Raw genomic sequence first — 21,047 nt, forward strand, 5'->3', positions numbered from 1 at the left:
TAATTGATTCGTAGGGGTATAGCTCAATTGGCAGAGCGTCGGTCTCCAAAACCGAAGGTTGTAGGTTCGATTCCTACTGCCCCTGCCACCTGATGGTGGAATCGCAACGAGCCCGCCCCAAAGCGGGCTTCGGTGTCTTGGCGTTGCGCAAAAAATGCGCATTAGAAATGGATTATGGCCACTACTCAGGTTGAAACGGTCAGCTCCGGAGCTGACAAAGCCAAGCTTGCCGCAGTCGCGGCTTTAGTCGTTGCTGCGATCGCAGGTTTCTATCTGCTGAGCAAGCAAGGTCCCATCGTTCAGTGGCTGGTGCTGCTGGTCGGTCTGGCTGCGGCTGCTGGCACGTTCCTTGTTTCCGAGCCCGGAAAGCGTTTCGTCAGCTTTGCGCAGGATGCCTGGCGCGAAGTCAAGAAGGTCGTCTGGCCGACGCGCAAGGAGACCATGCAGATGACCTTGTACGTCTTCGGCTTTGTGGTCATCATGGCCTTGTTCCTGTGGTTCACGGACAAGACGCTGGAGTGGGTCCTGTATGACCTGATTTTGGGCTGGAGGAAGTAATGGATGCTGTCGAAACAGGTGTGAACGACGGAGGGGCAACGCCTGCCAATCCGGATCTGCGCTGGTACATCGTCCATGCCTACTCCGGCATGGAAAAGGCCGTGGAGCGCAACATCATCGAGCGCATCGCGCGTTCGGACATGCAGTCCAAGTTCGGCCGCATCCTGGTTCCCACCGAGGAAGTGGTGGAGATGAAGAACGGCCAGCGCCGTACCACCGAACGCCGCTTGTTCCCTGGCTACGTGTTCGTCGAGATGGTCATGGACGACGACACCTGGCACCTGGTCAAGCACACCAGCAAGGTGACGGGTTTCGTGGGTGGTGCCAAGAACCGCCCCGCACCGATCTCCGAAGAGGAAGTGCGCAAGATCGTCAGCCAGATGCAGGAAGGCACGGACAAGCCGCGCCACAAGATCGAATTCATGCCCGGCGAACTGGTGCGTGTCAAGGAAGGCCCCTTCACGGACTTCAATGGCTCGGTCGAAGAGGTCAACTACGAAAAGAGCCGCCTGCGCGTCTCGGTGATGATCTTCGGTCGCTCTACGCCGGTCGAGCTTGAATTTGCCCAGGTTGAAAAAACCTGAGTTACCGCTTACAATCTCTGGCTCTGCATTTTTAGGCTCGGTGCAGGGCGTGTCAGCAAGAGTCTTTTAACCCCCGGGGAGCTGCCGGCTGCAACTATTCTTGGTTGGGCCGGCGGCGCTATACCCGCAAGGAGCATTCAATGGCGAAGAAAATCGTCGGCTTCATCAAGCTGCAAGTGCCAGCTGGTAAGGCCAATCCCTCTCCTCCGATCGGTCCTGCGCTGGGTCAGCGCGGCCTCAACATCATGGAATTCTGCAAGGCGTTCAACGCCCAGACCCAAGGTGTCGAGCCCGGCCTGCCCCTGCCCGTGGTCATCACGGCCTTTGCCGACAAGAGCTTCACCTTCATCATCAAGACGCCTCCGGCGACTGTGCTGATCAAGAAGGCCATCAAGCTGGACAAGGGCTCCTCCAACCCCCTGAAGAACAAGGTCGGCAAGATCACCCGCGCTCAGCTGGAAGAGATCGCCAACACCAAGCTGAAGGACATGAACGCTGCTGACGTCGACGCCGCCGTGCGTACGCTGGCTGGTTCGGCCCGTTCGATGGGCGTGATTGTGGAGGGTGTGTAAATGGCCAAGTTGACCAAGAAGCAAAAGGCTCTCCAGGGCAAGGTGGAGTCCACCAAGCTGTACGCTTTCGCCGACGCCGTGGCGCTGGTGAAGGAAGCCGCCACCGCCAAGTTCGATGAATCCATCGACGTGGCCGTGCAATTGGGCGTGGACGCCAAGAAGTCTGACCAAGTGGTTCGTGGCGCCGTCGTGCTGCCCCACGGCACTGGCAAGACCGCCCGCGTGGCCGTATTCGCCCAAGGCGCCAAGGCTGAAGAAGCCAAGGCTGCTGGCGCCGACGTGGTCGGCATGGACGACCTGGCTGCCCGCGTGAAGGCTGGCGACATGCCCTTCGACGTGGTCATCGCTGCCCCCGACGCCATGCGCGTCGTCGGTACGCTGGGTCAGATCCTGGGCCCGCGCGGCCTGATGCCCAACCCCAAGGTGGGTACGGTGACTCCCGATGTGGCCACGGCCGTGAAGAACGCCAAGGCTGGTCAGGTGCAATACCGCGTCGACAAGGCCGGCATCATCCACGCCACCATCGGCCGCCGCTCGTTCGACAACGAGAAGCTGCAAGGCAACCTGGCTGCGCTGATCGACGCCCTGAACAAGTCCAAGCCCGCCTCGAGCAAGGGCCTGTACCTGCGCAAGGTGGCTGTTTCGTCGACCATGGGTGTGGGCGTTCGCGTCGACACGCAAACCATCTCGGCCTGATAGCCAAGAAATCTTGAGGCGGCTTGCGGGCTGCCTCAGTGGTGGGCCGGCGCAGCGATGCGCCGGGTCATCCAAGACCGTTGGTGTGCCTTGCGGCACTTAAACCTCAGGGGCCAACGCAGATGGCGATCCCGCTGCAGATGGATGCATTTCCAAAACAGTTGGTCGCTGCAACAAGAGCGCGCATGAGGGGCCTGCCCCGAGTGTGCATTTGAAGGAGTAGACCTTGAGTCTTAATCGCAGTGAGAAAGAAGCGGTCATCAATGAAGTGACCAGCCTCGCCGCAAAAGCTCAAACGCTTGTGATCGCGGAATACCGCGGCATCACGGTCGCCGACATGACCAAACTGCGCGTTGACGCCCGCAGCAAGGGTGTGAGCCTGAGCGTGTTGAAGAACACGCTGGCCCGCCGTGCTGTGGCTGGCAGCCAGTTCGACGTTGTCGCCGACCAGATGACCGGCCCTCTGATCTATGGCTTCTCTGAAGACGCAGTGGCTGCCGCCAAGGTGGTGGCCGACTTCGCGAAAACCAACGACAAGCTGGTGATCCGCGGTGGTGCGTTTGCAGGCAAGGCCCTGGACGTGAACGGTGTGAAGCAACTGGCGAACATCCCCTCGAAGGAAGTTCTGCTGGCACAACTGTGTGGCTTGCTGATGTCGCCTATCTCGCGTACGGCCGTTGTGCTGGGCGCCCTGGCGGCAAAGAAGAGCGAAGGCTCTGCCGAAGAACCGGCAGCCGAAGCAGTCGCAGCCTGAGCGCGCGGCAGTTAACCAATATTGTTAGGAAATCAAAATGGCATTCGATAAAGACGCATTTCTGACCGCGCTCGACGGCATGACGGTCCTGGAACTCAATGACCTGGTGAAGGCCATTGAAGAGAAGTTCGGCGTGAGCGCTGCCGCCATGGCCGCTCCCGCTGCTGGTGGCGCTGCTGGCGGCGCTGCTGCTGCAGAAGAAAAGACCGAGTTCAACGTTGTGCTGACCGAAGCCGGCGCGAACAAGGTTTCCGTCATCAAGGCCGTGCGTGAAATCACCGGCCTGGGTCTGAAGGAAGCCAAGGACCTGGTCGACGGCGCTCCCAAGAACGTCAAGGAAGGCGTTGCCAAGGCTGACGCTGAAGCCGCTGTGAAGAAGCTGGTGGAAGCCGGTGCCAAGGCTGAACTGAAGTAATTCAGTCCCCTCAAGGGCTGGAGGCTCCGAAAAAGGGCCTCCAGCCTTTGGCGCTTGTGGAGAGCGTATCCATAGAGCACACTAGAAAGCGGTCTGGAGCAGCCTGTTTTCTAGTGTCTTCTGACAACCCGACAGCAGAAGATGCCTTGGTTCGGGCGATGTGCAACGCATCGCCGTCAGCCATGGTTGGTAGTGGCCAACCGCCAAGCCCGCAGGGAGCTTTCCATGTGGGGCAGTCGTCGCAGACCCAGGACTCATGTCTTTGCCCGGAGATCTCATGGCCTATTCTTACACCGAACGCAAGCGAATCCGCAAAAGCTTCGGGAGCCGCGACAGCGTGCTCGAAGTGCCTTACCTGCTGCAGATGCAAAAAGATGCATATACCGCATTCTTGCAGGCAGATGTAGCCCCCAAAAAACGCACCATCGAAGGCCTGCAAGCGGCCTTCAACTCTGCCTTCCCCATCGTCTCCCACAACGGTTTTGTGGAGATGAAGTTCGTCGAGTACAACCTCGCCAAGCCTGCTTTCGATGTGCGCGAGTGCCAGACCCGTGGTCTGACCTTCGCCTCTGCCGTGCGCGCCAAGGTTCAGCTGATCATCTATGACCGTGAGTCTTCGACCTCGCAGTCCAAGGTGGTCAAGGAAGTCAAGGAGCAAGAGGTCTACATGGGCGAAGTGCCCCTGATGACCGACAAGGGCTCGTTCATCATCAACGGCACCGAGCGCGTCATCGTCTCGCAGCTGCACCGCTCGCCTGGCGTGTTCTTCGAACACGACAAGGGCAAGACCCACAGCTCGGGCAAGCTGCTGTTCTCGGCACGCATCATTCCTTACCGCGGCTCGTGGCTGGACTTCGAGTTCGACCCCAAGGACCTGCTGTTCTTCCGCGTCGACCGTCGTCGCAAGATGCCCGTGTCCATTCTGCTGAAGGCCATCGGCCTGACGCCGGAATCGATCCTGGCCAATTTCTTCGTCAACGACAACTTCCGCCTCATGGATTCGGGCGCGCAGATGGAGTTCGTCCCCGAGCGCCTGCGCGGCGAGGTCGCGCGCTTCGACATCACCGACAAGTCGGGCAAGGTCGTGGTCGCCAAGGACAAGCGCGTCACTGCTCGCCACACGCGTGAGCTGGAGCAGTCGGGCACCAAGTTCATCAGCGTCCCCGAAGATTTCCTGATCGGCCGCGTGGTCGCCAAGAACATCGTCGATCCGGACACTGGCGAGATCATCGCCAAGGCCAACGAAGAGCTGACCGAGTCCCTGCTCAAGAAGCTGCGCAGCGCCGGCATCCAGGATCTGCAGTGCATCTACACGAACGAGCTGGACCAGGGCGCCTACATTTCGCAGACCCTGCGCACCGACGAAACCGTCGATGAGTTCGCTGCGCGCGTGGCCATCTACCGCATGATGCGCCCCGGCGAGCCGCCGACCGAGGACGCCGTGCAGGCCCTGTTCCAGCGCCTGTTCTACAACCCCGACACCTACGACCTTTCGCGCGTGGGCCGGATGAAGTTCAACGCCAAGGTCGGCCGCGATGGCGCCACCGGCCCCATGGTGCTGTCCAACGAGGACATCCTGGCCGTGGTCAAGATCCTGGTGGATCTGCGCAACGGCAAGGGCGAGGTCGATGACATCGACCACCTGGGCAACCGCCGCGTGCGTTGCGTGGGCGAACTGGCCGAGAACCAGTACCGCACGGGCCTGGCACGTATCGAGAAGGCCGTGAAGGAGCGTCTGGGTCAGGCCGAGCAAGAGCCGCTGATGCCCCATGACCTGATCAACAGCAAGCCGATTTCGGCCGCCCTGAAGGAATTCTTCGGTGCGTCGCAGCTGTCGCAGTTCATGGACCAGACCAATCCTCTGGCCGAAATCACGCACAAGCGTCGCGTCTCGGCCCTGGGCCCGGGCGGTCTGACGCGCGAGCGCGCAGGCTTCGAAGTGCGCGACGTGCACGTGACCCACTACGGCCGCGTCTGCCCTATCGAAACGCCTGAAGGCCCGAACATCGGCCTGATCAATTCGCTGGCCCTGTACGCCCGCCTGAACGAGTACGGCTTCATCGAGACGCCTTACCGTCGCGTGGCCGACGGCAAGGTCACGATGGAGATCGACTACCTGTCGGCCATCGAGGAAGGCAAGTACATCATCGCCCAGGCCAATGCCGAGCTGGATGCCGAAGGCCGCCTGATCGGCGACCTGGTGTCGGCGCGCGAAAAGGGTGATTCGACCCTGGTGTCGGCCGAGCGCGTTCAGTACATGGACGTGTCGCCCGCACAGATCGTGTCGGTGGCTGCCTCGCTGATTCCGTTCCTGGAGCACGATGACGCGAACCGCGCATTGATGGGCGCCAACATGTCGCGTCAGGCCGTGCCTGTGCTGCGTCCCGAAAAGCCCATGGTGGGCACGGGCATCGAGCGCGTGGCGGCAGTGGACTCCGGCACCGTGGTGACGGCAACCCGCGGCGGTATCGTGGACTATGTCGATGCAACGCGCATCGTGGTCCGCGTGAACGATGCGGAAGCCGTGGCCGGCGAAGTCGGCGTGGACATCTACAACCTCATCAAGTACCAGCGTTCCAACCAGAACACCAACATCCACCAGCGTCCCATCGTCAAGCGTGGCGACAAGCTGGCCAAGGGTGACGTGGTGGCCGACGGCGCATCGACCGACCTGGGCGAAATCGCCATCGGTCAGAACATGCTGATCGCCTTCATGCCCTGGAACGGCTACAACTTCGAGGATTCGATCCTGATCAACGAGCGCGTGGTGGCCGAAGACCGCTACACCTCGATCCATATCGAAGAACTCGTGGTGATGGCCCGCGACACCAAGCTCGGTGCCGAGGAAATCACGCGCGACATCCCGAACCTGTCCGAGCAGCAGCTCAACCGCCTGGACGAGTCCGGCATCATCTACGTGGGTGCGGAAGTGCAGCCCGGCGATGTGCTGGTCGGCAAGGTCACGCCCAAGGGCGAGACCACGCTGACGCCTGAAGAGAAGCTGCTGCGCGCCATCTTCGGCGAGAAGGCTTCCGACGTGAAGGACACCTCGCTGCGCGTGGACCAGGGCTCGCAAGGCACCGTGATCGACGTGCAGGTCTTCACCCGTGAAGGCATCCAGCGCGACAAGCGTGCCCAGCAGATCATCGACGATGAACTCAAGCGCTACCGCCTGGACCTGAACGACCAGCTGCGCATCGTCGAGGCCGACGCCTTCGACCGTATCGAGAAGCTGCTCAATGGCCGCGTGGCCAACGGCGGCCCGCAAAAGCTGGCCAAGGGCGCCAAGATCGACAAGGCCTACCTGGACGGCGTGGAGAAGTTCCACTGGTTCGACATCCGTCCTGCAGAGGACGAGGTCGCCACCCAGCTTGAGTCCATCAAGAACTCGCTGGAGCAGACGCGCCACAGCTTCGACCTGGCTTTCGAAGAAAAGCGCAAGAAGCTCACCCAGGGCGACGAGCTGCCCGCTGGCGTGCTCAAGATGGTCAAGGTCTACCTGGCCGTCAAGCGCCGCCTGCAGCCCGGCGACAAGATGGCCGGCCGCCACGGCAACAAGGGCGTGGTCTCCAAGATCGTTCCGGTCGAGGACATGCCCTACATGGCCGACGGCTCCACTGCCGACATCGTGCTGAACCCGCTGGGCGTGCCTTCGCGCATGAACATCGGCCAGGTGCTGGAAGTGCATCTGGGCTGGGCCGGCAAGGGCCTGGGCCAGCGCATCGGCGACATGCTGCAGCAGGAAGCCCGTGCCGCCGAAATCCGTGCCTTCATGGAAGAGATCTACAACTCGCGCGGCCGCAAGGAAGACCTGGCCCAGCTCGATGACAACGAGATCGTGTCCATGGCGCAGGCGCTGACCACGGGCGTGCCGTTTGCCACGCCGGTGTTCGACGGCGCTTCCGAGCAGGAAATCCAGGACATGCTGCATCTGGCATATCCGGAAGAGCTGAAGGAGCGCAAGGGCCTGACCGAAAGCCGCACGCAGGCCTACCTGTATGACGGCCGCACCGGTGACCGCTTCGAGCGTCCGACCACCATCGGCTACATGCACTACCTGAAGCTGCACCACTTGGTCGACGACAAGATGCACGCCCGCTCCACGGGTCCGTACTCTCTGGTGACGCAGCAGCCCCTGGGCGGCAAGGCCCAGTTCGGCGGCCAGCGTTTCGGGGAAATGGAAGTGTGGGCGCTGGAAGCCTACGGCGCCGCCTATGTGCTGCAGGAAATGCTGACCGTGAAGTCCGACGACGTGGTGGGCCGTACCAAGGTGTACGAATCCATCGTCAAGGGCGAGCACGCCATCGAGGCAGGCATGCCCGAGTCGTTCAACGTGCTGGTCAAGGAAATCCGCTCCCTGGGCCTCGACATCGAGCTTGAGCGTTCTTAAATATTGAAAAGGGAAAGAGTCTTATGAAATCTCTACTCGACCTGTTCAAGCAATTCACGCCCGATGAGCATTTCGATGCCATCAAGATCGGTCTGGCTTCTCCCGAGAAGATCCGTTCCTGGTCCTTCGGCGAGGTGAAGAAGCCCGAGACCATCAACTACCGCACGTTCAAGCCCGAGCGCGATGGTCTGTTCTGCGCCAAGATCTTTGGCCCCATCAAGGACTACGAGTGCCTGTGCGGCAAGTACAAGCGCCTCAAGCACCGCGGCGTGATCTGCGAGAAGTGCGGCGTCGAAGTGACCCAGACCAAGGTGCGCCGCGAGCGCATGGGCCACATCGACCTGGCTGCGCCCTGCGCCCACATCTGGTTCCTGAAGTCGCTGCCGTCGCGTCTGGGCCTGGTGCTCGACATGACGCTGCGCGACATCGAGCGCGTGCTGTACTTCGAAGCCTACGTGGTGACCGACCCCGGCATGACCCCGCTGAAGAAGTTCAGCATCATGACCGAGGACGACTACGAGGCCAAGCGCACCGAGTACGGTGACGAGTTCGAAGCCAAGATGGGCGCCGAAGGCATCAAGGACCTGCTCGAAGGCATCGACATCGACGTCGAGACCGAGCGCCTGCGCGGCGACCTGACCGGCTCCGAAGTCAAGGTCAAGAAGAACGCCAAGCGCCTGAAGCTGCTGGAAGCGTTCAAGAAGTCCGGCATCAAGCCGGGCTGGATGGTCATGGAAGTGCTGCCCGTGCTGCCCCCGGACCTGCGTCCGCTGGTGCCGCTGGACGGCGGCCGCTTCGCAACGTCCGACCTGAACGACCTGTATCGCCGCGTCATCAACCGCAACTCGCGTCTGCGCCGCCTGCTGGAGCTGAAGGCTCCGGAAATCATCGCGCGCAACGAAAAGCGCATGCTGCAGGAAGCAGTGGACTCGCTGCTGGACAACGGCCGCCGTGGCAAGGCCATGACGGGCGCCAACAAGCGTGCCCTGAAGTCGCTGGCCGACATGATCAAGGGCAAGAGCGGCCGTTTCCGCCAGAACTTGCTGGGCAAGCGCGTGGACTACTCGGGCCGTTCCGTGATCACGGTGGGTCCGTACCTCAAGCTGCACCAGTGCGGTCTGCCCAAGCTGATGGCGCTGGAACTGTTCAAGCCCTTCATCTTCGCGCAGCTCGAGCAGCGCGGCATCGCCACCACCATCAAGGCGGCGAAGAAGGAAGTGGAATCCGGCACGCCCGTGGTGTGGGACATCCTCGAAGAGGTCATCAAGGAGCACCCGGTCATGCTGAACCGTGCTCCCACGCTGCACCGCCTGGGCATCCAGGCCTTCGAGCCCATCCTGATCGAAGGCAAGGCCATCCAGCTGCACCCGCTCGTCTGCGCGGCCTTCAACGCCGACTTCGACGGTGACCAGATGGCCGTCCACGTTCCGCTGTCGGTGGAAGCACAGATGGAAGCCCGCACGCTGATGCTGGCCTCCAACAACGTGCTGTTCCCCGCATCGGGCGAGCCCTCCATCGTTCCTTCGCAGGACGTGGTGCTGGGTCTGTACCACGCGACGCGCGAGCGCATCAACGGCAAGGGCGAGGGCATGGTCTTCGCCGACATCGGCGAAGTGCAGCGCGCGCTGGACGCCGAGCAGGTCGAGCTGGCCGCCAAGATCAGCGTTCGCCTGACCGAGTGGACGAAGAACAAGGACTCCGGCGAGTTCGAGCCTTCGACCAGCCTGGTGGAAACCACCGTGGGCCGCGCCCTGATGTCCGAGATCCTTCCCAAGGGCCTGCCGTTCAGCCACATGAACAAGGCGCTCAAGAAGAAGGAGATCTCCAAGCTCATCAATGCCTCGTTCCGCAAGTGCGGTCTGAAGGCCACGGTGGTGTTTGCCGACAAGCTGCTGCAAAACGGCTTCCGCCTGTCCACGCACGCCGGCATCTCGATCGCCATCGGCGACATGCTGGTGCCGCCGCAAAAGGCCGAGATCATCGGCCGTGCCGAAGCCGAGGTGAAGGAGATCGAACAGCAGTACGTCTCCGGTCTCGTGACCGCTGGCGAGCGCTACAACAAGGTGGTGGACATCTGGGGCAAGGCCGGCGACGAAGTCTCCAAGGTCATGATGGCCCAGCTGGCCAAGGAAAAGGTCATCGACCGCCACGGCAACGAAGTCGAGCAGGAATCGTTCAACGCCATCTACATGATGGCCGACTCCGGCGCCCGCGGCTCGGCCGCGCAGATCCGCCAGCTGGCCGGCATGCGTGGCCTGATGGCCAAGCCTGACGGCTCCATCATCGAGACGCCCATTACGGCGAACTTCCGTGAAGGCCTGAACGTTCTGCAGTACTTCATCTCCACCCACGGCGCCCGAAAGGGTCTGGCCGACACGGCGTTGAAGACGGCCAACTCCGGCTACCTGACGCGTCGTCTGGTGGACGTGACGCAGGATCTGGTGGTCAACGAGGACGATTGCGGCACGAGCAATGGCGCACTGATGCGCGCCATCGTCGAAGGCGGTGAAGTCATCGAATCGCTGCGCGACCGCGTGCTGGGCCGTACCACGGCCGAGGACGTCGTGCATCCCGAGACGCTGGCCGTGCTGCTGCCCGCAGGCACGCTGCTCAACGAAGACGTGATCGACGAGCTGGAGTCGCAAGGCGTGGACGAGATCAAGGTCCGCACCGCGCTGACCTGCGAAACCCGCTACGGCCTGTGCGCCAAGTGCTACGGCCGCGACCTGGGCCGCGGCGGCCTGATCAACCTCGGCGAAGCCGTGGGTGTGATCGCCGCCCAGTCCATCGGCGAGCCCGGCACGCAGCTGACCATGCGTACCTTCCACATCGGTGGTGCCGCTTCGCGCGCTGCCATCGCCTCGAGCGTGGAAGCCAAGTCCAACGGCTCCATCAGCTTCAACAGCACGATGCGCTACGTCAGCAACACCAAGGGTGAGCTGGTCGTGATTTCGCGTTCGGGCGAAATCGTCATCAGCGACAACGGCCGCGAGCGTGAGCGCCACAAGGTGCCCTACGGTGCCGTGCTGACCGTCAGGCCCGACCAGCAGGTCAAGGCCGGTCTGATCCTGGCCAACTGGGATCCGCTGACCCGACCCATCATTACCGAGTACGCCGGCCAGGTGCGCTTCGAGAATGTGGAAGAGGGCCTGACCGTGGCCAAGCAGGTCGATGAAGTGACCGGCCTGTCCACGCTGGTGGTGATCGATCCCAAGCGCCGTGGCTCTGCCAAGGTCGTGCGTCCCCAGGTCAAGCTGATCGATGCCAACAACCAGGAAGTCAAGATCCCCGGCACCGACCACTCGGTGACGATCGGCTTCCAGGTTGGCGCGCTGATCCAGGTGCGTGACGGCCAGGACGTGGGCCCCGGCGAAGTGCTGGCCCGTATCCCTGTCGAAGGCCAGAAGACCCGAGACATTACCGGCGGTCTGCCCCGCGTGGCCGAGCTGTTCGAAGCCCGTACGCCCAAGGACAAGGGCACGCTGGCCGAGATGACCGGCACCATTTCCTTCGGCAAGGAAACCAAGGGCAAGGTGCGCATGCAGATCACCGATCTGGATGGCAAGGTCTGGGAAGAACTCGTGCCCAAGGAAAAGAACATCCTGGTGCACGAAGGCCAGGTGGTCAACAAGGGTGAGTCCATCGTCGACGGCCCGGCCGATCCGCAGGACATCCTGCGCCTGCTGGGCATCGAGGAGCTGTCGCGCTACATCGTCGATGAAGTGCAGGACGTCTACCGCCTGCAGGGTGTGAAGATCAACGACAAGCACATCGAGGTGATCGTTCGCCAGATGCTGCGCCGCGTCGTGGTCGAGAACACCGGCGACTCGACCTACATCGCTGGCGAGCAGGTCGAGCGTTCGGAGATCCTCAATACCAACGAGGCGCTGCAGCGCGAAGGCAAGATCCCTGCCACGTACTCCAACGTGCTGCTGGGTATTACCAAGGCATCGCTGTCGACCGACTCCTTCATCTCTGCCGCGTCGTTCCAGGAAACGACCCGCGTGCTCACCGAGGCTGCCATCATGGGCAAGCGCGACGAGCTGCGTGGCCTGAAGGAAAACGTCATCGTGGGTCGCCTGATCCCCGCTGGCACGGGTCTGGCATACCACCAGGCGCGCAAGGCCAAGGACGCCATGGACGACGCAGAGCGCCGCGCCATCGCCGACGCCGAAGCGGCCGAACTGGCCGGTGTGATGGCTGACGACGACGCTGGCGTGGCTGCCGTCGCCGGTGACGCTTCCGCTGACTGATAGGCGGTGTCACCCCCTGAGCGGCTGTGCCGCTTCCCCCTCTCTCGCTACGCGGGAGGGGGACGACGCCCTCGCTGCGGGGGCGGCCCTTGCTCGGCGTCCCTCTTGTTGGGACATGCTGTCTCCTAGAGCAGTGCATGGCGCAAGTGCTTGATGATGTGACGCTCCCGGCCTGCCCTGCGCAGGCGGGAGCGTTTTTCTTTGGGAATAACCAGAGTTCGGCCGGACCAGCTTCCGGCCGGGCCATTGCAGACGATGTGGTCCTTGTCTCTTGAATGGATGCTGCTGGCACTGCTGGTGTTCTGGGCCGTCGGCGCATACAACCGGCTGGCCCGGCTGCGCAGCGGCTGCGTGCAGCAGTTCGGTACGCTCGATGCATACCTGGGCCAGTGGCATGCCATGCTGCAGGCCTTCGAGGCACAGCCCAAGGGCGAAGGCCAAAGCCCCGCCCTTGTGCATGCCCAGGCCGCGCTGCACCAGACCGCCGCGCAGTTGCAGGCGGCGCTGGTCGATGCCCGTGGCCGGCCGCTGCGCGAGAGCGCGCTGGCCTCGCTGGAGCATGCCTGCTCGGCGCTGGAGGTGGCCTGGCAGGCCATGACCAAGGTCGCCGTTGACACCGGCGCCGGCGCCGCTGGCACTGGCGCTGCGCCATCAGATACCCCGTCGCCGGACCCCGATCCGCTGCAGCCCTGGCAGCAGCGCTGGACCGAGCACCAGGTGCGCAACCGCCTGGGACTGCAGCAATTCAACGCCGCGGCCGAGCGCTACAACGCCGCCATCGCGCAATATCCGGCCAGGCTGCTGGCCTGGCTGCTGGGCTTTCGCCCGGTGCGCAGCCTGCTGGTCGAACCTGCGCCCAGCAAGGTGCAGGAAAGTGGAACATGAACCAACGCACGCATTCTTCCCCGCGCCGCGCTGCGGCGCCCTCGCAGGCGCATGCCGCACCGGCCGCACCTCCTCTTTGGCAGCAGCTCGACGCCGTCGCCCAATGCCTGCAGGCCGTGCTCGAAGGCCAGTCCAGCCGCAGCGTGCTGGCGCGTGTGCCGCAGCCGCTGCGTCCCGGTGTGCAGGCCCTGCTGTTCCAGGTGCTGCGCCAGCTGGGCCGTGCCCAGGCGCTGCAAAAGCAGCTGGCCTCGCGCAACCCGCCGCCGCGCGTCAGCGCGTTGCTGAACACCGCCCTGGCCTTGGCCTGGGATGAATCTCGCGCGCCATACCCGCCGTTCACCCTGGTCAACCAGGCCGTGGAAGCGGCCAAGCAGGGGCCGACCCGCGCGCAGTCCGGCTTTGTCAACGCCTGCCTGCGCCGCTTTCTGCGCGAGCGCGATGCCCTGGTCGCCGCCACCGAAGCCCAGCCGCAGGCGGTCTGGAACCATCCCGCCTGGTGGATTGCCCGCCTGCGCAAGGACCATCCCGATCACTGGCAGGCCATCCTGCAGGCCAACAACGAGCAGCCGCCGATGACGCTGCGCGTCAATCGCCAAAGGGCAGACCGCGCGCAGTACCAGGCGGCGCTGCAGGCCATGGACGTGCCATCGCTTGCCGTGGCCGACAGCGGCCTGCAACTGCAGCAGGCCTTGCCCGTGCAATCCCTGCCGGGCTTCGACCAGGGCCTGGCCTCCGTGCAGGATGCGGCGGCGCAACTGGCCGCACCGCTGCTGCTGCAAGGGCTGGAGCAGCCCGCCGGCCGAGCGTTGCGGATACTTGATGCCTGCGCCGCCCCCGGTGGCAAGACGGCCCACCTGCTGGAATACGCAGCGCCGCAGACCCTGCAGGTCACGGCGCTGGAGATAGACGCCGAGCGCGCCGCGCGCATCGAGGACACGCTGGGAAGGCTGCAGTTGCAGGCGCAAGTGGTCGTGGCCGATGCGTCCCAGCCTGCGCAGTGGTTCGAGGCGCAATGCGGCGGCCAGCTGTTCGACGCCATCTTGCTGGACGCGCCCTGCACGGCCTCGGGCATCGTGCGGCGCCAGCCCGACGTGCGCTGGCTGCGCCGCGAAAGCGATGTGCACCAGCTGGCCCAGATCCAGTCCCGGCTGCTCGACACCCTGTGGCCCCTGCTGCAGCCTGGCGGGCGCCTGCTGTACTGCACCTGCTCGGTCTTCAGGCAAGAGGGCGAGGCACAGGTTCAAGCGTTTGTTGCACGCAACAGTGAGGCGCGAACACTGCCGGCGCCAGGGCATTTAATCCCGGGCAAGGACTACAAAGCCGGCATGCTGGCTGACAATGCTTTGGGTGACCACGACGGCTTCTTCTACGCCTTGCTGCAAAAGACGCGCTGACCCCCGTCCCCGGACCAGGTCGCCAGCCTGGCTGCGCCTGCTGGCGCGGCTGGCCGGGGCACTTGTGCTGGCCGCCGTGCTGGCCGGCCTGGGCCTGCAGGCCAGGGCCGATGCGCTGACCGCCGAGATCGGATCCATGCAGCTCGAGCGCTCCGACGATGGTCTGCTGCTGTCCGCCAATCTCCAGTTCGAGTTGCCCTACCAGATCGACGACGCGCTGCGCCAGGGCATTCCCATGTACTTCGTGGCCGAGGCCCAGGTCCAGCGTGAGCGCTGGTACTGGTCCGATCAGCAACTGGCCACCGCCAGCCGCCACTACCGCCTCAGCCACCAGCCGCTGACACGCCGCTGGCGCCTGCACATCTCCAATACCCCCTTCTCCAGCGCCGGGCTGGGGCTGGCCCTGGGCCAGACCTTCGAGACCCTGGAAGATGCGCTGTCCTCCATGCGGCGCATCTCGCGCTGGAAAATCATGGACACGGCACCCACGCAGTCGGGTGTCTCGGTGCAGCTGCGCTTTCGCATCGACCTGTCCCAGCTGCCAAGGCCGCTGCAGATCGGTGCGCTGGGCCGCTCGGGCTGGAACCTGCAGCTGTCGCGCGCCCAGATGCTGGAAGACGCGCCATGAACCGGGACACCGACGCCGACGAACGCATGGCCCTGCCGGCCTCGGCCGGCCTGTCGCGCGGCACGCGCTGGGCCGTGGGCGTGGGCGCCGGTCTCATGGGGCTGGTCGGCGTGCTGCTGCTGTTCCTGCTGACCCTGGCCACCAACAACCGGCTGGACTACGAGCGCAACTACAACTGGCTGTTCGCCGCCAACGTGGTCGTGGCCGGTCTGCTGCTGGCCATCCTGGTCTGGGGCGGCATCCGCCTGGCCATACGCCTGCAGCGGGGGCGCTTCGGCAGCCGCCTGCTGCTCAAGCTGGCCGGCATCTTCACGCTGGTGGGACTGGTGCCGGGCCTGCTGATCTACATCGTTTCCTACCAGTTCGTCTCGCGCTCCATCGAGAGCTGGTTCGACGTGCAGGTCGAGGGTGCGCTGTCGGCAGGCGTGAGCCTGGCCAGCTCCACGCTGGAGACCGTGGCCAACGACATGGCCAACAACACGCGCACCGCAGGCGCCCAGCTGTCCCAGGTCTCCGATGCGGGCGCCGCGCTGATCCTGGAGCGCGTGCGCGACCAGCTGGGTGCCACCGATGTCGTGCTCTGGAGTGCGTCGGAGCTTGCCGTCATGGGGCCCTCGCAGACCACGCGCAGCGGCGACTTCCCGGGCCTGCGCGCCATCGCCAGCGCAGGCCAGTCGCGCTTCAACCTGCAGCCCGAACGCCCCAGCGCGCAAATGCTGCGCTCGCTGCGCGAGCAGCGCGCCGTGGCCAGCATCGAAGGACTGGACGACGACGGCACGGCCCAGCCGGGTGCCACAGCGCCGAATGCCCAGGTCCGCACGCTGGCCGTGGTTCCCAACCCCAGCGTGGGACTGCTGACCGAGCCGCGTTATTTGCAGGCCACCATTGCACTGCCGCAGGCGCTGGTGACCAACGCCCTTGCCGTGCAGGCCGCCAACCGCGAATACCAGGAACGCGCGCTGGCACGCGGCGGCCTGCAGCGCATGTACATAGGCACGCTCACGCTCAGCCTGTTCCTGGCGGTCTTCGGCGCCGTGGTTCTGGCCATCGTGCTGGGCAACCAGCTGGCCAGGCCGCTGCTGCTGCTGGCCCAGGGCATGCGCGACGTGGCGCGCGGCGACCTGCGGCCCAAGCCGGCGCTGCAGACGCGCGACGAGATCGGCGGGCTCACGCGCTCCTTCGCGCTCATGACCCAGCAACTGGCCGATGCGCGCGCCGAGGCCAACCGCAGCATGGGCCAGCTCGATGCCGCACGCGGCAACCTGCAGACCATCCTCGACAACCTCACATCGGGCGTCATCGTGCTGGACGCGCGGGGCGCCATCGTCCTGAGCAATCCCGGGGCCACGCGCATACTGCGCGCGCCCATGGCCGTCCATGAAGGACGGGCGCTGTCCCAGGTGCCGGGGCTGGAGCAGTTCGGCGAAGTCGTGCAGGAGCAGTTCGCGCTCTTCCTGGGCGAGCAGGGGCGCGATCGCTGGCAACTGGTGCATGAGCTGCATGCCTCCACCGATGGCGGCGTCATCCAGCACACCACCACCCTGGTCATGCGCGGTGCGGAACTGCCCGATGCGCAGCGGCTGCTGGTCTTCGACGACATCTCAGAGATCGTCTCGGCCCAGCGCGCCCAGGCCTGGGGCGAGGTCGCGCGCCGTGTGGCCCATGAGATCAAGAACCCGCTCACGCCCATCCAGCTGTCGGCCGAGCGCATGGCCATGCGGCTGACCGACAAGCTGCAGCCGGCTGACCAGGCGCTGCTGGCCAAGTCCGTCAAGACCATCGTCGATCAGGTCGGCGCCATGAAGCGCCTGGTCGATGAATTCCGCGACTACGCGCGCCTGCCTGCCGCCAATCTGCAGTCGCTGGACCTCAACGCGCTGGTGACCGACGTGCTGCAGCTGTACGGTGAAGAGAACGCCGAAGTGCGCGTGGAGTGTGTGCTGGACCCGCAATGCCCGCCGATTTCCGGCGATGGCCAGCAGCTGCGCCAGGTCATTCACAATCTTTTGCAGAATGCCCAGGACGCCACGGCCCAGCGTGCGCAGGAAAGCGGCCAGCCCCCCGGCCCCGTGACCATAGAGACGCGCTGGAATGAGTCCACGCGCCGCGTGCGCCTGAGCATCAGCGACAGCGGCACGGGCTTCGCGGCCAACATCCTTCAACGGGCCTTCGAGCCCTATGTCACGACCAAGGCGCGGGGCACCGGACTGGGCCTGGCCGTGGTCAAGAAAATCGCAGACGAGCATGGCGCCCGCATCGACCTGGGCAACAGGGACGACGGCGGGGTGATTCAAGGTGCGCAAGTGTCGCTATCATTTGCGCCTGAGCGTACAGGATAGGCCTGACGCCCCCCCGCGCCTCAGCACATAGGCTTAAGACACATGGCAAACATACTGGTGGTCGACGACGAACTGGGGATCCGGGATTTGTTGTCGGAAATCCTCAACGACGAAGGTCATAGTGTGGACGTGGCCGAGAACGCCGGCCAGGCGCGCACGGCGCGCGCCTCCAACACCTACGACCTCGTGCTGCTCGACATCTGGATGCCCGACACCGATGGCGTATCGCTGCTCAAGGAATGGGCCTCGGCGGGCCAGCTGACCATGCCGGTCATCATGATGAGCGGCCACGCCACCATCGAGACGGCGGTGGAGGCCACGCGCATCGGTGCGCTGTCCTTCCTGGAAAAGCCCATCACCATGCAGAAGCTGCTCAAGGCGGTGGAGCAGGGCCTGGCGCGCAATGCCGCCAGCCAGGCGCCGGCTGCAGCGCCTGCCGCAGTGGCCGAGCCCGCCGACATCGCAGCCGTCGTCACGCCTGCGGCCAGCCGTGTGCCGGTGGACAACAACGTGCCGCATGCACACCAGGGTTTCGATCTGGACCGCCCCCTGCGCGAGGCGCGCGACGGTTTCGAGAAGGCCTACTTCGAGTTCCACCTGGCGCGCGAAGGCGGCTCCATGACCCGCGTGGCCGAGAAGACCGGCCTGGAGCGCACCCACCTGTACCGCAAGCTGCGCCAGCTGGGCGTGGACCTGGGCCGCAACAAGCGCGGATAGACTTTTTGAAGGAATTTTGGCTTTTTCGTTTTTGGGTCAAAAAATCCTGCATATAATCTAGTTCTCGGCCCGGTAGCTCAGTCGGTAGAGCAGAGGATTGAAAATCCTTGTGTCGGCGGTTCGATTCCGTCCCAGGCCACCAGATACAGTGAAAAAGATTACGGACTGCTTCGCAAGAAGCAGTCCGTTTTTCTTTGTGCCTCAGGCAATGCGTGATCCTGCCTGTGCTGCGGCCGCGTTCAGTCGTTCGCGCCCGCAATCGTCACCAGCAGCACGCAGCCCTGGTCGCCGCGCGCGTGCACATCGTGCAGCTCGCCGGCAGGCACCAGCACCACCGAGCCGGCCACCAGCCGCAGGCTGGCCAGGCGCGTGGCAATGCCGGCCTCGCCCGCCAGGCAGTGGATGGTGGCCTCGCCGGGGACCTGATGGCTGGGCAGGGCATGGCCGGGCGGCAGCACCAGGCGCAGCAGCTGCAGCTTCGGCGTTCGGATCAGGCTGGTGCTGATGGGCATGCCGTCGCGGGCGTGCAGGGCGATGACCTCCAGTGGCTTTGCGTGTTCGAGTGCCATGCTTGGCTCCTGCTTGATATGGGTCAGAAGGTGGTTGCGCCGCCGCCTCGCCGGTGCACTTGAAGATGTACGCTGGATGCATCTTATGCAGGCGCAGCGGGCCGGAAGGAGTGCACATCATGGCGCAATGGATGGAGCTGGAGGAACCCCTGAGAACCCGGGAGCCGGCGCCGCAATGGACGGCATTCCTCGAATTGGGATTTCGGCCGCTGTACCTGCTTGGCTGCCTCTGGGCCGCGCTGTCGGTGGCGCTGTGGGTCCATGCTCCGCAGTGGATCGCGGGGCGCATGCCCGGCGTGTTCTGGCACGCGCACGAGATGCTGTGGGCCTTCGTGGCCACCATCGCCGTGGGCTTTCTGTTCACGGCAGGCAGCAACTGGACAGGGCGCAATCCCCTGCAGGGCCGGGCATTGGGCGCGCTGTGCCTGCTGTGGCTGGTGGCCCGCGCAGGCTTCTTGCTGCCGGGGCCGCAGGCCTTTGCGGTCGCCGCGCTGTGCGAGACGGCCTTCTTCTGCTGGGCCGCGCTGGCGCTGGGCCGTGCCATTCAGGTGGCGCGCAGCCGGCGCAACTACGGGCTGCCCCTGCTGCTGGCCGGCCTGGGCGCGGCCGATGCGCTGTACCTGTGGTCCATCTGGCAAGGCGACTACGGCGCGCTGATGCAGCGCTTCAACGCAGGCCTGCTGTGCATGGCCGTGATTGCGCTGCTGATCGCGCGGCGCGTGATCCCCTTCTTCGCCATGCGCGCCGTGTCCGGCCTGCAGATCCCCATGCACACGGCCAGCGGCCAGTGGCAACTGGGTGCGGGCGTGGTGGCCATCGCCTGCCTGCTGGCGGGCTGGTGGCCGGGCCTGGCCGCCGGCCTGGCCGTGGCGGGCCTGATCGCCCTGTGGCAGGTGCTGGCCTGGAAGCCCCAGGCCGTGCGCCGCGTGCCGCTGCTGTGGATTCTCTACCTGGGCCACGCGGCGCTGGGTGCGGGCCTGCTGGTGGCCGGCGCGCATGCGGCCGGATGGGTGCTGCGCCCCGCCTGGCCCGTGCATGTGATCGGTGCGGGCGGCTTTGCCCTGCTCATCATCGGCATGTGCACACGGACGTCGATGGGCCACTTGGGCCTGCCGCTGCGCACCGACCGCAGCATGGTCGCCGCCTATGCCCTGGTCATTGCCGCTGCCGTGCTGCGCCTGGCGGCCCTGCTGCCCACGGCGCTGTCGCTGGCGGCGCTGCATGTCTCGGCCGCTGCCTGGGTATGGGCCTTTGCGCTGTACCTGTGGCGTTTCGCCCCGCTGCTGGTGCGCCCGCGTGCCGACCGGCAGGCATGATCGCAGGCCTGCCATGCGCCTGACCCTGATGACCGACTACGCGCTGCGCCTGCTCATGCATGTGGCGCGCCACCCCGGGCGGCTGTGCACGATTGCAGATATCGCCCAGGCCCATGCCATCTCCGAAGCCCATCTCATGAAGGTCACGCACCAGCTGGCGCTGCGCGGCTGGATCGTGACCGTGCGCGGCAAGGGCGGCGGCATGCGCCTGGCCCATGCGCCGGCCGACATCGGCCTGGGCGACGTGGTGCGCGGCATGGAGCCGGACCTTGCCATCGTCGAATGCTTCACGGGCACCAGCCCACCTGCCTGCACGCTTGCGCAGGACTGCCGGCTGGCCGGCGTGCTGGGCGGGGCGCTGGACAGCTTCCTGGCCCATCTGGACGGCTTCACGCTGGCCGATCTGCTGCCGGCTCCCGCATCCCTGCCGCTGCCCCTGCCGCACAGGAGGCGCGCATGAGCTACGGCCTGCTGCTGACCCTGCACCTGCTGGCTGCCATCGCCTTCGCGGGTACGGTGTTCTTTGAAGTGGTGCTGTTGGCCGGGGCGCGCCGCCACCTGCCCGCCATCGTGGCGCGCGCCACCGAGCAGGCGCTGGGCGACCGAGCGGTGGCCGTCATGCCCTGGGTGCTGCTGGTGCTGTACGGCGCGGGGCTGGGTCTGGCCTGGCAGCATCGCGCGGCACTGGCTGCAGCCTTTGCCGCTCCGCTGGCCAGCAGCTTCGGCCTGCTGCTGGCGCTCAAGATCGGGCTGGCGCTCAGCGTGTTCGGACATTTCCTGGCAGCCATGTGGTGGCGCCGGCGCGGTGTGCTGGGCGGGCGCCGCTCGCACCGCCTGCACCTGAGCGTGTTCTGCCACGTGCTGGCCATCGTGCTGCTGGCCAAGGCCATGTTCTACCTGCATTGGTAATGGACCCGCGCGGTCCCGGCCCGTGTCAACCGCGTTAAGCTCGCTGCTCGCATGGCTTGGAGCACGGG

General features: G+C 65.0%; 17 protein-coding genes and 2 tRNA genes. 18 read left to right on the forward strand and 1 reads right to left on the reverse strand.

The genetic code is table 11. From position 1 onward, the window contains the following. Nucleotides 1-12: 12 nt before the first annotated feature. From ACF8O7_RS17265 to ACF8O7_RS17335, 15 genes are all read left to right on the forward strand, one after another. Nucleotides 13-88 (forward strand) — tRNA-Trp (locus ACF8O7_RS17265). Between the two features lie 86 nt (nt 89-174). Further along, complete coding sequence (gene secE, locus ACF8O7_RS17270; RefSeq protein WP_012202436.1) at nt 175-558, forward strand: preprotein translocase subunit SecE; 384 nt, start codon at nt 175-177, stop codon at nt 556-558. Next, a complete protein-coding gene (gene nusG / locus ACF8O7_RS17275) occupies nt 558-1,142 on the forward strand; it encodes a transcription termination/antitermination protein NusG (protein WP_016450388.1) in 585 nt (194 codons plus the stop codon). Before secE ends, nusG begins: the two co-directional genes overlap by 1 nt. Nucleotides 1,143-1,282: 140 nt before the next feature. Next, nucleotides 1,283-1,714: a 50S ribosomal protein L11 gene (gene rplK, locus ACF8O7_RS17280; protein ID WP_012202438.1), complete on the forward strand. Its 432-nt coding sequence runs from the start codon at nt 1,283-1,285 to the stop codon at nt 1,712-1,714. Continuing rightward, nucleotides 1,715-2,410, forward strand: coding sequence for a 50S ribosomal protein L1 (gene rplA / locus ACF8O7_RS17285; protein ID WP_016450389.1), 696 nt, complete (start codon nt 1,715-1,717; stop codon nt 2,408-2,410). Between the two features lie 226 nt (nt 2,411-2,636). After that, nucleotides 2,637-3,164: a 50S ribosomal protein L10 gene (gene rplJ, locus ACF8O7_RS17290; RefSeq protein WP_016450390.1), complete on the forward strand. Its 528-nt coding sequence runs from the start codon at nt 2,637-2,639 to the stop codon at nt 3,162-3,164. Between the two features lie 37 nt (nt 3,165-3,201). Further along, nucleotides 3,202-3,579: a 50S ribosomal protein L7/L12 gene (rplL, locus tag ACF8O7_RS17295; protein WP_012202441.1), complete on the forward strand. Its 378-nt coding sequence runs from the start codon at nt 3,202-3,204 to the stop codon at nt 3,577-3,579. Nucleotides 3,580-3,856: 277 nt separating this feature from the next. Further along, nucleotides 3,857-7,969, forward strand: a complete 4,113-nt coding sequence (gene rpoB, locus ACF8O7_RS17300; RefSeq protein ID WP_016450391.1) for a DNA-directed RNA polymerase subunit beta — start codon at nt 3,857-3,859, stop codon at nt 7,967-7,969. 23 nt (nt 7,970-7,992) lie between these two features. Then, the gene (rpoC, locus tag ACF8O7_RS17305) at nt 7,993-12,222 is read left to right on the forward strand and encodes a DNA-directed RNA polymerase subunit beta' (RefSeq protein WP_016450392.1); all 4,230 of its coding nucleotides are present in this window, start codon (nt 7,993-7,995) and stop codon (nt 12,220-12,222) included. Nucleotides 12,223-12,477: 255 nt separating this feature from the next. Further along, nucleotides 12,478-13,107, forward strand: coding sequence for a LemA protein (locus ACF8O7_RS17310; RefSeq protein WP_126313042.1), 630 nt, complete (start codon nt 12,478-12,480; stop codon nt 13,105-13,107). After that, complete coding sequence (gene rsmB / locus ACF8O7_RS17315; protein WP_017406280.1) at nt 13,104-14,501, forward strand: 16S rRNA (cytosine(967)-C(5))-methyltransferase RsmB; 1,398 nt, start codon at nt 13,104-13,106, stop codon at nt 14,499-14,501. Before ACF8O7_RS17310 ends, rsmB begins: the two co-directional genes overlap by 4 nt. Continuing rightward, nucleotides 14,446-15,129, forward strand: a complete 684-nt coding sequence (locus ACF8O7_RS17320; RefSeq protein ID WP_016450395.1) for a DUF4390 domain-containing protein — start codon at nt 14,446-14,448, stop codon at nt 15,127-15,129. Before rsmB ends, ACF8O7_RS17320 begins: the two co-directional genes overlap by 56 nt. Beyond that, nucleotides 15,126-17,468 carry an ATP-binding protein gene (locus tag ACF8O7_RS17325; protein ID WP_126313041.1) on the forward strand — a complete coding sequence of 781 codons (2,343 nt, stop codon included), beginning with the start codon at nt 15,126-15,128 and terminating at the stop codon, nt 17,466-17,468. The genes ACF8O7_RS17320 and ACF8O7_RS17325 overlap by 4 nt, the downstream gene beginning before the upstream one ends. A 42-nt stretch (nt 17,469-17,510) precedes the next feature. After that, on the forward strand, nt 17,511-18,185 hold the full coding sequence (locus ACF8O7_RS17330; protein ID WP_016450397.1) for a response regulator: 675 nt from the start codon (nt 17,511-17,513) through the stop codon (nt 18,183-18,185). A 66-nt stretch (nt 18,186-18,251) separates the two neighbouring features. Beyond that, nucleotides 18,252-18,327: transfer RNA gene (locus ACF8O7_RS17335), tRNA-Phe, on the forward strand. A gap of 97 nt (nt 18,328-18,424) precedes the next feature. Here the strand turns inward: ACF8O7_RS17335 and ACF8O7_RS17340 are convergent. Next, entirely contained in the window at nt 18,425-18,754 is a 330-nt protein-coding gene (locus ACF8O7_RS17340; RefSeq protein ID WP_012202449.1) for a cupin domain-containing protein, read from the reverse strand. A gap of 119 nt (nt 18,755-18,873) precedes the next feature. Here ACF8O7_RS17340 and ACF8O7_RS17345 point away from each other — a divergent pair, with 119 nt between their 5' ends. From ACF8O7_RS17345 to ACF8O7_RS17355, 3 genes are read left to right on the forward strand one after another with little or no spacing between them, the layout of a single operon-like run. Further along, entirely contained in the window at nt 18,874-20,070 is a 1,197-nt protein-coding gene (locus ACF8O7_RS17345) for an NnrS family protein (protein WP_126313040.1), read from the forward strand. A 13-nt stretch (nt 20,071-20,083) separates the two neighbouring features. Beyond that, nucleotides 20,084-20,530 (forward strand): Rrf2 family transcriptional regulator, encoded by a 447-nt coding sequence (locus ACF8O7_RS17350; protein ID WP_016450399.1) that lies wholly within the window; start codon nt 20,084-20,086, stop codon nt 20,528-20,530. Beyond that, nucleotides 20,527-20,979 carry a CopD family copper resistance protein gene (locus ACF8O7_RS17355; protein ID WP_016450400.1) on the forward strand — a complete coding sequence of 151 codons (453 nt, stop codon included), beginning with the start codon at nt 20,527-20,529 and terminating at the stop codon, nt 20,977-20,979. Before ACF8O7_RS17350 ends, ACF8O7_RS17355 begins: the two co-directional genes overlap by 4 nt. The last annotated feature ends 68 nt before the right edge of the window (nt 20,980-21,047 follow it).

The organism is Delftia sp. WSY_16, from assembly GCF_043104415.1.
GTDB classification, from domain to species: domain Bacteria; phylum Pseudomonadota; class Gammaproteobacteria; order Burkholderiales; family Burkholderiaceae_C; genus Comamonas; species Comamonas tsuruhatensis.

Bases quoted from the DNA above. Each gene is read 5' to 3' on its own strand.
- ACF8O7_RS17325 (WP_126313041.1), top strand. From the start codon at position 15,126: ATGAACCGGGACACCGACGCCGACGAACGCATGGCCCTGCCGGCCTCG.
- rsmB (WP_017406280.1), top strand. From the start codon at position 13,104: ATGAACCAACGCACGCATTCTTCCCCGCGCCGCGCTGCGGCGCCCTCG.
- rpoC (WP_016450392.1), top strand. From the start codon at position 7,993: ATGAAATCTCTACTCGACCTGTTCAAGCAATTCACGCCCGATGAGCAT.
- rplA (WP_016450389.1), top strand. From the start codon at position 1,715: ATGGCCAAGTTGACCAAGAAGCAAAAGGCTCTCCAGGGCAAGGTGGAG.
- ACF8O7_RS17330 (WP_016450397.1), top strand. From the start codon at position 17,511: ATGGCAAACATACTGGTGGTCGACGACGAACTGGGGATCCGGGATTTG.
- ACF8O7_RS17340 (WP_012202449.1), bottom strand. From the start codon at position 18,754: ATGGCACTCGAACACGCAAAGCCACTGGAGGTCATCGCCCTGCACGCC.
- ACF8O7_RS17320 (WP_016450395.1), top strand. From the start codon at position 14,446: ATGCTTTGGGTGACCACGACGGCTTCTTCTACGCCTTGCTGCAAAAGA.
- ACF8O7_RS17310 (WP_126313042.1), top strand. From the start codon at position 12,478: ATGTGGTCCTTGTCTCTTGAATGGATGCTGCTGGCACTGCTGGTGTTC.
- ACF8O7_RS17355 (WP_016450400.1), top strand. From the start codon at position 20,527: ATGAGCTACGGCCTGCTGCTGACCCTGCACCTGCTGGCTGCCATCGCC.
- ACF8O7_RS17345 (WP_126313040.1), top strand. From the start codon at position 18,874: ATGGCGCAATGGATGGAGCTGGAGGAACCCCTGAGAACCCGGGAGCCG.
- rplK (WP_012202438.1), top strand. From the start codon at position 1,283: ATGGCGAAGAAAATCGTCGGCTTCATCAAGCTGCAAGTGCCAGCTGGT.
- nusG (WP_016450388.1), top strand. From the start codon at position 558: ATGGATGCTGTCGAAACAGGTGTGAACGACGGAGGGGCAACGCCTGCC.
- secE (WP_012202436.1), top strand. From the start codon at position 175: ATGGCCACTACTCAGGTTGAAACGGTCAGCTCCGGAGCTGACAAAGCC.
- rpoB (WP_016450391.1), top strand. From the start codon at position 3,857: ATGGCCTATTCTTACACCGAACGCAAGCGAATCCGCAAAAGCTTCGGG.
- rplL (WP_012202441.1), top strand. From the start codon at position 3,202: ATGGCATTCGATAAAGACGCATTTCTGACCGCGCTCGACGGCATGACG.
- ACF8O7_RS17350 (WP_016450399.1), top strand. From the start codon at position 20,084: ATGCGCCTGACCCTGATGACCGACTACGCGCTGCGCCTGCTCATGCAT.